Raw genomic sequence first — 9,809 nt, forward strand, 5'->3', positions numbered from 1 at the left:
CAACATCCCCTGCGGACCCATCCTGTCCACCCGCGAAATCATCGAAGACCGCTCTCTCGCGGACAACGACATGATCGTCGAGGTGGACCACCCCGAACGCGGCCCCTTCACCACCGTGGGCAACCCGCTGAAACTCTCCGACTCCCCCGTCGACATCACCACCCCACCCCTCCTCGGCCAGCACACCGAAGAAATCCTCGTCGGCGAACTCGGCCTCGGCCACGAAGAGCTGAGCCTGCTCAGGTCGAGCGGGGTGATCTGACGTGGCGATCCGGACCCACGCGGCAGGAATCCCGGGCGGTGGTCCATGAGGTGAATGAGCGCGGGGTCGTCCGACGGTGCGCGTCGGCCGGCCCCAGGGACTCGCGCGCGCACGAAAGGCATTGGGCAGGGGGCGCTGGCCAGATCTTTCGACGCAAGGAGTGTTGGACCAGATGACAACCATCGACTACTCGACGTCCGTCCCCTACAGGGAGGTGACGGACAAGAACGGCCGCGTGTTCCGCATCGGAGAGTCCGATGTCGACATCATGGGCCGTAAGCGCAAGTGGATGGTCATCCTGCCGTGGGTGGGCATGATGGGCATCAGCTCGGCGGAGTACGCGTTCGCGTCCGCCGAGGACACGCTGCACACGGCGCACAGCTGGAGCAGCAGCCACATCTTCTGGATGCTGGGCGTGTGGGTCTTCTTCCAGGCCGCGGTGGCCTTCCCCGCTGGAAAGCTGCGGGAGAGCGGCAAGCTCCCGGCCCGCTGGGCGATGATGTGCGGCGCCCTCGGCACCCTGCTGGGCTATCTCTCGCTCGCCTTCGCACCTCATGTCGTCGTCGCCTACATAGGCTTCGGCATGTTCAGCGGCATGGGCGCGGGCATGGTGTACGCGACCTGCGTGAACATGGTCGCCAAGTGGTATCCGGAGCGCAAGGGCGGCAAGACGGGCTTTGTCAACGGCGGTTTCGCCTACGGCTCGGTGCCGTTCGTCTTCATCTTCACCGGCTACATGGACCTCACCAACTTCCGCTGGGTGCTGGTCTGCGTCGGACTCTTCCTGGCCTCGGTCGTGGCCGTGGCGGGCTACTTCTTCAAGGACCCGCCGAAGAACTGGTGGCCGGCCGACGTCGACCCGCTGAAGAAGCCCGACGACGCACGTGCCCGGCGCGCAATGGAGAAGAACCCGCCGGCCGTGCACCAGTACACCCCCAAGGAGGCCTGGCAGACCGGCCGCGTGGGCCTCATGTGGTTCTGCCTGCTGTGCACCTCGGGCGTGAACATCTTCGGTATCGCGTTCCAGGTGCCCTTCGGTGACGAGGCCGGCTTCGCGGGCGGCATCGTGGCGACGGCCATGTCCCTGAAGGCGATCGTCAACGGCACCGGCCGCGGCGTCATCGGCTGGCTGTCCGACCGCTACGGCCGCAAGCAGTGCCTGATCTTCGTCTGCATCGTCCTGGGACTGTCCCAGTACGGCATCCTCCTGTCCGGGAACATCGGCAACCTCCCGCTGTTCCTGCTGTTCTCGTCCATCTCCGGCTTCGGCGGCGGCGCCATCTTCCCGATGTTCGCGGCGATGACCGCCGACTACTTCGGTGAGAACAACAACGCCTCCAACTACGGCCTGGTCTACTCCTCCAAGCTGGTCTCCGGCCTCCTCGGCTCCGGTATGGGCGCCGTGGTCGTGGGCGCCTGGGACTACTCCGGCGCGTTCGTCCTGGCCGGTTCGATCTCCCTCTTCGCAGGCTTCATGGCCACGTTCCTGCACCCCCCGGGGCGGCCCAAGTCCAAGCGCATCATCTCCAACCCGCAACCGCTCGGCGAGGAAACGGCGTGATATGACGGCAGATCCGTACGCACCGAACAGCTCCGCAGCAAGCAGCTCCTCCGCACCCTCCGACGCCGCACATCGTCCCTACCGCGAAGTCACCGACGCACGCGGCCGCGTCTACCGCATCGGCGAGAGCGACCGGGACATCCTCGGCCACTCCCGCAAGCTCATGGTGTACCTCCCGTGGCTCACCATGATGGCCATCAGCGTCTTCGAGTACGCGTACGGCTCGGCCGAGGACACCCTGTCCCACGCCCACGGCTGGACGCAGAGCAACACCTTCTGGATCCTCAGCGTCTGGGTCTTCTTCCAGGCCGGCATCGCCTTCCCGGCGGGCTGGCTGCGGGAGAAGGGCGTCCTGACCGCCCGCGGTGCCATGTACATCGGCTCGGGCATGTGTCTGGTCGGGTTCCTCGCCCTGTCGCACCTGAGCAACGTATGGCTGGCGATCCTCGGCTTCGGCGTCGTCGGGGGGGTCGGCGCCGGCCTGGTCTACGCGACCTGCATCAACATGGTCGGCAAATGGTTCCCCGAACGCCGGGGCGCCAGGACCGGATTCGTCAACGGGGGCTTCGCGTACGGATCACTGCCGTTCATCTTCATCTTCAACTACGGCTTCGACACGGCGAACTACCACCGCGTCCTGGACCTCATCGGCTGCTACGTCCTGATCGTGGTCGTGGGATGCGCGTTCTTCTTCAAGGACCCGCCGAAGAACTGGTGGCCCGCAGACATCGACCCGCTGACCTACGGCGACACCGGGAAGGGGGCCGACGCCCTCGCCAAGAACCCTCCGGCGGTGAAGCAGTACACACCCAAGGAGGCCATCAGGACCGGCATGCTTCCCCTCATGTGGATCGCCCTCGTCATGACGGCGGGCGTGTCCATCTTCGGGATCTCCTTCCAGGTCGACTACGCCAAGGAGGTCGGCTTCGGTCCGCTGGTGGCGGCCTCCTCGATGGGCGTCATGGCGGTCATCAACGGCATCGGCCGCGGGGTCGTGGGCTGGATGTCCGACAAGTGGGGCCGCAAGTCCACCCTGGTGATGGTCATCGTCGTCCTGGGTCTCGCCCAGTTCGGCGTGATCTGGGCCGGTGACGTCAAGAGCGAAGGGCTGTTCCTGTTCTTCGCGTTCCTCTCCGGCTTCGGCGGCGGCGCGTTCTATCCCCTGTTCGCGGCACTCACCCCGGACTACTTCGGGGAGAACTACAACGCCTCCAACTACGGGCTGGTGTACAGCGGCAAGCTGATCAGCGGCCTGTTCGGCGGCGGCCTCGGCTCCATGGTGGTCGCGGCCTGGGGTTACGACGGGGCGTACGCGCTGGCCGGCGTCACCTCGATGATCGCGGCGGCGATCGCCCTGCTGCTACGGCAGCCGGGACGGACGCGCGGCGGCGCATCAACACCGCAGCCGGTGGCCTGAGCAGCCCGGGTCGGCGCACAGGCGGCCCTTCCCCGCGGCACTCGTCGTGGGGAAGGGCCGCCTGAGCCGTTGCCTGGTGGCTGGGAGTCGTTCGGTCGGGTGACGGCGTACCGGTTGCTCTCGCCGCGCGGCTACTTCTCGCGCTCGCGGTACATCTTGCGCGTGTGTTCCGTGTGGGCACGCATGACCGCCGTGGCGCGCTCCTCGTCCCGGTCCGCGATCGCCGCGATCAGCTCGCGGTGCTCGATCCAGGACCGGTGGCCGCGCTGCCGGGCGACCGGTGTGTAGTACCAGCGCACTCTGCGGTCGACCTGCGCGGCCAGCCCGGCGAGGACCGTGTTGCCCGCGAGTTCCATCACCTTCGCGTGGAGCCGGGCGTTCATCGCGACCGCGCCGTCGACGTCGTCGGCGTCGACGGCCTTCTCGCCCTCGTCGCACAGCTTCTCGAGCGCGGCGACGGCGTCGGCACCCGCGTTGGCGGCGGCGAGGCGGGCGGCCTCGGCCTCCAACAGCGTGCGTACGGAGAGAAGTTGGTCCGCCTCCTCGTCCGTCGGCTCGTGCACGAAGGCACCCTGGGCGGGCCGCAGATCGACCCACCCTTCAGTGCTGAGGCGCTGCAGGGCCTCGCGCACAGGCTGCCGGGAGACACCGAGATGCCCGGCGAGCTCGCTCTCGACGAGATGCTGGCCCGGCTGGAGGGCGCGGGTGGTGATGAGTTCGAGCAGCGCCTCGTAGACACGGTCGCGCAACGGGCCGGGCCGTTCGAGCTTGGGCACCGCGCCCTGTGGCAGTCCCGTCGTCGGCAACATCCCGCTCCCTCCTGGGCAGCGTCGTCGCTGCAGCTGGCAGGCCAATTATGAATTGGTTTTCGCCTACAGTCTACGGCGCACAGGCACGCGCGGACCCAGGGCGGGGGCTCGCCTCGGACGGGCATACCAGCAGCTCACGGGCCGCGGACGACGACGAGTGTCGTCGCGGCTCTTGCTGACTGTCGGTTCCATCCTGTAGACAATATCCAGTCGACAAAGTCGGCAGTTCCTCGGTCACCCTCAACCGAACGGAGCTCCCCATCATGAAAGTCGCAGTCCTCGGCGCCGGAGCCATCGGCGCCTACGTCGGCGCCGCGCTCCACCGCGCCGGCGCCGACGTCCACCTGATCGCCCGCGGACCCCACCTCACGGCCATGCGCCACCACGGCGTCCAAGTACTCAGCCCGCGCGGCGACTTCACCGCCCACGCCCACGCCACCGACGACCCCACCGACATCGGCCCGGTCGACTACGTCTTCCTGGGCCTCAAAGCCAACTCGTACGCGGCGTGCGGGCCGCTCATCGAGCCTCTGCTGCACGACACCACCGCGGTCATCGCCGCCCAGAACGGCATCCCCTGGTGGTACTTCCACCAACACGGCGGCCCCCACGACGGCCTCCCCATCGAAAGCGTGGACCCCGCAGGCGCGGTCAGTGCAGTACTCGCGCCCCAGCGTGCCATCGGGTGCGTGGTCTACGCGGCGACGGAGCTCGAAGGGCCGGGCGTGGTCCGGCACCTGGAAGGCACCCGGTTCTCCATCGGCGAGCCCGATCGAAGCATTTCGGCGCGCTGTCTCGCCTTCAGTGAGGCCATGCAGGCCGGCGGCCTCAAATGCCCGGTCGAACCCGACCTGCGCAACGACATCTGGCTCAAGCTCCTGGGCAACATCTCCTTCAACCCCATCAGCGCCCTCGCCCGCGCCACCATGCGGCAGATGTGCCTGCACGGCGGCACCCGCAAGGTCATCGAAACCATGATGACCGAAACCCTCGCCGTCGCCGAGGCCCTGGGCTGTCAGGTCGGCGTCTCCATCGAACGCCGCCTCGCCGGCGCCGAACGCGTCGGCGACCACCGCACTTCCACCCTCCAGGACCTGGAACGCGGCAAGCCGCTGGAACTCGACGTCCTCCTCGCCGCCGTCATCGAACTCGCCGAGATCACCGGCGTCCAGGTGCCCACCCTGCGCACCGTCCACGCCCTCTCCGACCTCCTCGCCCACCAGGCCGCCGCATGAGCGTACGAGGACCCGACCGTGCGGGATCCGGAGACCGTCGGATCCGGCCGAAGGCCGGTACCGAGGTTCCGCTGGCCCATGCGATCGGCCGGGAGATCATCCGGGCGGGCCTCGCCGACCACGCCTTCATCGAGCGCGCGACGACCGGTTTCGAGGAGTACCAACAGCTCGTCGAGCCCTGGACGCTGTCGCTCGCCGAGAAGGTGACGGGCGTATCGACCGTCGTCATCAGGGAGTTGGCGCACGGCCACGCACCCGGCGATCAGGGCCGGCCGCGGACGCCGTTCGCCGTGGAGCACCATCACGGCACCGACACCGGACGTGCCTTGTCCAACCTGGCCCTCCTCACCGGAACGACGACCGAGCGGGACCTGCGGGCGGCCTTCCGACTCGTCTCGTACGACCCACCCGTGGACCTGACGGACGAGCGGTACCCGGTCCGCCTCACCACGGGGCGTCGGCTCGACTCATACAACGCCGTTGTACAGAAAAATGGTTCCGCGTCACCGCTGCGGCGCGGCATGTGCATCGAGCTGAGCCCGGAGGACGCCGAGCGCTACGGCGTGGTGGTCGGTGAGGAGGTACGGGTCTCCACTCGGCGCGGTTCGGTGACGGCCCCGGTGTGGGTGGACCCGACGTTACGAGCCGGTCTGGCGTTCACGACCATGCGCCTGTCCGATGCGGCGGACCTCAACGCGCCGCCGGTCAAGACCAGTTGCCCGATCCCAGGGACAGCGGAGTTCGAGGCCGCCGCGGTCCGCATCGAGAAGCTGCCGGTGGCAGCGGTACGGAGCTGAGGCCGGTCATGGGACGAGTCACGGCACGACGCAAGGTGATCCGGATCAGGGACGGGGTGCTCTCCAGCCACCCGGACACACTCGTCGCCGAGGAACCACTGGAGATCAGGCTCAACGGCAAACCGCTCGCGATCACCATGCGCACTCCCGGCGACGACTTCCCCCTCGCCGCCGGGTTCCTGGTCAGCGAGGGCGTCCTGGCCCACGCGTCCGACCTGCAGAGCATCGTCTACTGTGCGGGGGCGACGGCCGACGGGTCGAACACGTACAACGTGGTGGACGTGCGCACGACACCCGGCGTGGTCATCCCCGACATCACCCTCGAACGCAACGTCTACACCACCTCATCGTGCGGCCTGTGCGGCAAGGCGAGCCTCGACGCCGTCCGCACCACAACCCGCTGGCCCATCTCCGACGCTCCCCCGGTCCGGGTCGAACCCGACCTGCTCGCGCGCCTCCCCGACCGGCTGCGCGCGGCTCAACGGGTCTTCGACCGGACCGGGGGCCTGCACGCCGCCGCCCTGTTCGCCGAGGAGGGCGACCTGCTCGACATACGAGAGGACGTCGGCCGCCACAACGCGGTCGACAAACTGGTCGGCCGCGCCCTGCAGAACGGCGACCTGCCCCTCTCGCGCACGATCCTGCTGGTCTCGGGCAGGGCCTCCTTCGAACTGGCGCAGAAGGCCGTGATGGCCGGCATCCCCATCCTGGCGGCGGTCTCGGCACCCTCCTCCCTGGCCGTCGACCTGGCCGCGGAAACCGGCCTGACCCTGATCGGCTTCCTGCGCGGCACCTCCATGAACGTGTACGCGGGCGAGCACCGTCTCACCCTGCGGGCCGCGGCCACCCAGGGCTGACAGCACTCCCCGCGACACGATGGCGGGGCCCCGACGGCGGGGAGCGCCCCCTGCGCCGTCGGGGTCCTGCCTCAGTCGTGTCCGTGCCCTGTCAGCACTTCTCGCGCAACGAGTGCAGATGCGCGCTCGAACGGCGGGCGAAGGTGAAGGACTCGGCCGGGTTGTCGTGCTCGGCCTGCCAGTGGTGGGCCATGCGGTGACCGCGCAGCCGGGTCACGGCGGAGATGAACCGCTGGTAGTCGATGTCGCCGTCGCCGACGTCGGTCATGCGGTAGCCGTACGGGTTCGACGGGTCGCTCTCGCCGTCCTTGACGTGGAAGAGCGGGTAGCGGTCGGGCTGCCTGAGGACGTAGTTCAGGGGCTCGAACGGCGCGGGCGAGCCGTCGGGCCGCTTGGAGAAGCGGAACTGGCCGACGTACGCCCAGTAGATGTCCATCTCCAGGTAGACGAGGTCCGGGTCGGTCTCGGCGAGCAGGACGTCGTAGAGGCGGACCTTGGGGTTGTCGGTGGCGAAGGAGAACTCCTCGGAGTGGTTGTGCTGGTAGAACTTCATGCCCCGTGCCCGGGCCGCCGCGCCGTAGGTGTTGAAGTCCTCGGCGGCGCGCTTCCAGGCGTCGACGGTCGAGCCGTAGCGGAACGGGCCGGCGGCCGTGCCGACGTGCTTGAGGCCGAGGGCCTGGGCGTCGTCGAGGACCTTGGTCAGGTTCTGGGCGAACGTGTAGGCGTTCGGGTCGCTGGAGTAGTAGCCGACGTGGCTGCCGATCGGGTTCAGGCCGTGGTTCCGGGCCAGCCGCTTGAGCTGGGCGAGCGTGATGGGGCCCGCCGAGCCCTGGGTGTAGCCGGCGAACTCGACCTCGTCGTAGCCGTACTTCTCCAGTTCGGCGAAGACGGGGCCGAAGCCGAGGGTGGAGACCTTGTCGCGCAGGCTGTAGAGCTGGATGCCGAGTCGGCCGGGGGGCAGGACGGGGCGGCCGCGGCCCTGGGCGCCGGACGCCGTGTCGGTGGCGGCGGTCGCGGGGGTCGCGGCGGCGCCGAGCAGTGCGGCGGCGGTGGCACCGGCGGCCACGCCGAGCATGCCTCGTCTGCTGAGGCGGTGGGTGAGTTCGGGGTCGGGCTGGGAGAAGCGGCTCATACGTGGAACTCCTCTTGATCGCGTGGCGTTGTCAGTGGTGAGTGCTTCACTTGTGACCAGTCGGGACTGAGGGTCCGTCCTCAGTGAGACCGGCGAGTCGGAGCAGCAGTGACTTCACATCGGTGGCCGCGACGCGGTCGCCGACAGCGCGGGGGGTGGAGCAGATGAGGAGCGGACCGTCGTCGTCGCTCGCCGGGAGGCGGCCGTGGCTGCCGCGAATAGGTGAGGGGTCCAGGGGCACGACCGCCATGCGGTAGCGCATGCCGAGTTTCTTGCGCGCCAGCGCGGTGGCCGCCTTGACCTTGACGTAGGGGTCCAGGGGATCCATGAAGAGCTCGACCGGGTCGTAGCCGGGTTTGCGGTGGATCTCGACGAGCTGCGCGAAGTCGGGCGCGCGGGCGTCGTCGAGCCAGTAGTAGTACGTGAACCAGGCGTCGGGTTCCGCCACGGCGACGAGTTCGCCGGCGCGCGGATGGTCGAGGTGCTGGGCCTTCTTGCCCTCGTCGTCGAGGAGTTGCTCGATGCCGGGCAGGCCGTCGAGGGCGGCCCGGGTGGCGTCGAGGTCCTCGGGGCGGCGCACGTAGACGTGGGCGATCTGGTGGTCGGCGACCGCGAAGGCACGGGACGCCATCGGGTCGAGGTACTCCATGCCGTCCTGCGTGTGCACCTCCAGCAGGCCGGCGCGGCGCAGGGCGCGGTTGATGTCGACGGGCCGGTTCACGCGGGTGATGCCGTACTCGGACAGCGCGACGACAGTGCGGCCCTCGGCGCGGGCGTCGTCCAGGAGCGGTGCCATGGCGGCGTCCAGATCGGCGGCCGCCTTCAGGGAGCGCGGGTCGTCGGGGCCGAAGCGCTGCAGGTCGTAGTCGAGGTGAGGGAGGTAGCAGAGCGTCAGGTCGGGGTGCCGGGTGCGGATGATGTGGCGGGTCGCGTCGATGATCCACCGGCTGGAGACGAGGTCCGCTCCGGGGCCCCAGAAGTGGAAGAGGGGGAACGTGCCGAGTTTGTCGGTGAGTTCGTCGTGCAGCGCGGCCGGCCTGGTGTAGCAGTCGGGTTCCTTGCGGCCGTCGGCGTAGTAGACCGGACGGGGGGTGACGGTGATGTCGGTGTCGGCGCCCATGGCGTACCACCAGCAGATGTTCGCGACGGTGTAGCCGGGGTGGGCGCGGCGGGCGGCGTCCCAGAGTTTGTCACCTGCGACGAGGCCGTTGTGCTGGCGCCACAGGAGGACGTCGCCGAGTTCGCGGAAGTACCAGCCGTTACCGACGATGCCATGCTCGGAGGGCATGGTGCCGGTGAGGAACGTGGACTGGGCGGCGCAGGTGACGGCGGGGAGCACGGTGCCCAGCGGGGCGCGGGAGCCGGACTCGCCGAGCGCCTTGAGGTGGGGCATGTGGTCGAGGAGACGGGGGGTGAGGCCGACGACGTCGAGGACGAGGAGCGGTGTGGGGCGGTCCGCGGTGGCCGGGGCCGGGTGCTCATGGGTGCTCATGGCAGCTCCTTCAGGCCGAGGTCCGTCAACAGGTCGCGGGCGAGGGCGAGTTCGGCGGCGATGCCCTCGGCGAGCTGGCTGCGGCCGCGGGGGCGCAGCTCGGGCGGGAGGGCCTGCCAGGTGTAGGTCTCGACCTCCAGGTGGCGGGTGAGCGGGGCCGGGCCGCCGACGAGCCGGGCGAGTGCGGTCTTCAGCACCGGGAGTGTGGAGGTGAGGGGTGCGGCGGGGGCCGCGTGCAGGGGGACGT

Annotated in this window: 8 protein-coding genes and 2 pseudogenes; 6 read left to right on the plus strand and 4 right to left on the minus strand. The window is 69.2% G+C overall.

Annotation, left to right across the window (positions count from 1 at the left end; translation table 11 throughout):
• The 3 genes from CA983_RS34580 to CA983_RS34590 form a co-directional block, all read left to right on the plus strand.
• A partial coding sequence (locus tag CA983_RS34580) for a CoA transferase (protein WP_208637103.1) occupies positions 1-262 on the plus strand: 262 nt, incomplete at its 5' end.
• Between the two features lie 172 nt (positions 263-434).
• On the plus strand, positions 435-1,823 hold the full coding sequence (locus CA983_RS34585; protein WP_086604714.1) for an OFA family MFS transporter: 1,389 nt from the start codon (positions 435-437) through the stop codon (positions 1,821-1,823).
• Between the two features lies 1 nt (position 1,824).
• Positions 1,825-3,240: an OFA family MFS transporter gene (locus tag CA983_RS34590; protein WP_086604715.1), complete on the plus strand. Its 1,416-nt coding sequence runs from the start codon at positions 1,825-1,827 to the stop codon at positions 3,238-3,240.
• 131 nt (positions 3,241-3,371) lie between these two features.
• Here CA983_RS34590 and CA983_RS34595 read toward each other — a convergent pair whose 3' ends face one another.
• On the minus strand, positions 3,372-4,049 hold the full coding sequence (locus tag CA983_RS34595; protein ID WP_174523327.1) for a GntR family transcriptional regulator: 678 nt from the start codon (positions 4,047-4,049) through the stop codon (positions 3,372-3,374).
• Positions 4,050-4,312: 263 nt separating this feature from the next.
• Between CA983_RS34595 and CA983_RS34600 the strand changes: the two genes are divergently transcribed.
• The 3 genes and pseudogenes from CA983_RS34600 (at position 4,313) to fdhD (ending at position 6,938) form a co-directional block, all read left to right on the plus strand.
• On the plus strand, positions 4,313-5,284 hold the full coding sequence (locus tag CA983_RS34600) for a 2-dehydropantoate 2-reductase (RefSeq protein WP_086604716.1): 972 nt from the start codon (positions 4,313-4,315) through the stop codon (positions 5,282-5,284).
• Between the two features lie 377 nt (positions 5,285-5,661).
• Positions 5,662-6,081: pseudogene (locus CA983_RS49715) on the plus strand (molybdopterin dinucleotide binding domain-containing protein); the annotation flags it as partial.
• A gap of 8 nt (positions 6,082-6,089) precedes the next feature.
• Positions 6,090-6,938, plus strand: coding sequence for a formate dehydrogenase accessory sulfurtransferase FdhD (gene fdhD / locus CA983_RS34610; protein WP_086604718.1), 849 nt, complete (start codon positions 6,090-6,092; stop codon positions 6,936-6,938).
• A gap of 91 nt (positions 6,939-7,029) precedes the next feature.
• On the opposite strand, the gene CA983_RS34615 is transcribed toward fdhD, so the two are convergent.
• The 3 genes and pseudogenes from CA983_RS34615 to CA983_RS34625 form a co-directional block, all read right to left on the minus strand.
• On the minus strand, positions 7,030-8,070 hold the full coding sequence (locus CA983_RS34615; RefSeq protein ID WP_086604719.1) for a sugar phosphate isomerase/epimerase family protein: 1,041 nt from the start codon (positions 8,068-8,070) through the stop codon (positions 7,030-7,032).
• 46 nt (positions 8,071-8,116) lie between these two features.
• The gene (locus CA983_RS34620; protein ID WP_086604720.1) at positions 8,117-9,562 is read right to left on the minus strand and encodes an alkaline phosphatase family protein; all 1,446 of its coding nucleotides are present in this window, start codon (positions 9,560-9,562) and stop codon (positions 8,117-8,119) included.
• Positions 9,559-9,809, minus strand: a pseudogene (locus CA983_RS34625) (metabolite traffic protein EboE); the annotation flags it as partial. The gene CA983_RS34620 and the pseudogene CA983_RS34625, both read right to left, overlap by 4 nt.

It is taken from the genome of Streptomyces swartbergensis (genome assembly GCF_002148965.1).
GTDB lineage: Bacteria > Actinomycetota > Actinomycetes > Streptomycetales > Streptomycetaceae > Streptomyces > Streptomyces swartbergensis.

Excerpts from the sequence above, each read along its gene's own strand:
- CA983_RS34590 (WP_086604715.1), top strand. The coding sequence starts at position 1,825 with ATGACGGCAGATCCGTACGCACCGAACAGCTCCGCAGCAAGCAGCTCC.
- CA983_RS34620 (WP_086604720.1), bottom strand. The coding sequence starts at position 9,562 with ATGAGCACCCATGAGCACCCGGCCCCGGCCACCGCGGACCGCCCCACA.
- CA983_RS34600 (WP_086604716.1), top strand. The coding sequence starts at position 4,313 with ATGAAAGTCGCAGTCCTCGGCGCCGGAGCCATCGGCGCCTACGTCGGC.
- CA983_RS34595 (WP_174523327.1), bottom strand. The coding sequence starts at position 4,049 with ATGTTGCCGACGACGGGACTGCCACAGGGCGCGGTGCCCAAGCTCGAA.
- CA983_RS34585 (WP_086604714.1), top strand. The coding sequence starts at position 435 with ATGACAACCATCGACTACTCGACGTCCGTCCCCTACAGGGAGGTGACG.
- fdhD (WP_086604718.1), top strand. The coding sequence starts at position 6,090 with ATGGGACGAGTCACGGCACGACGCAAGGTGATCCGGATCAGGGACGGG.
- CA983_RS34615 (WP_086604719.1), bottom strand. The coding sequence starts at position 8,070 with ATGAGCCGCTTCTCCCAGCCCGACCCCGAACTCACCCACCGCCTCAGC.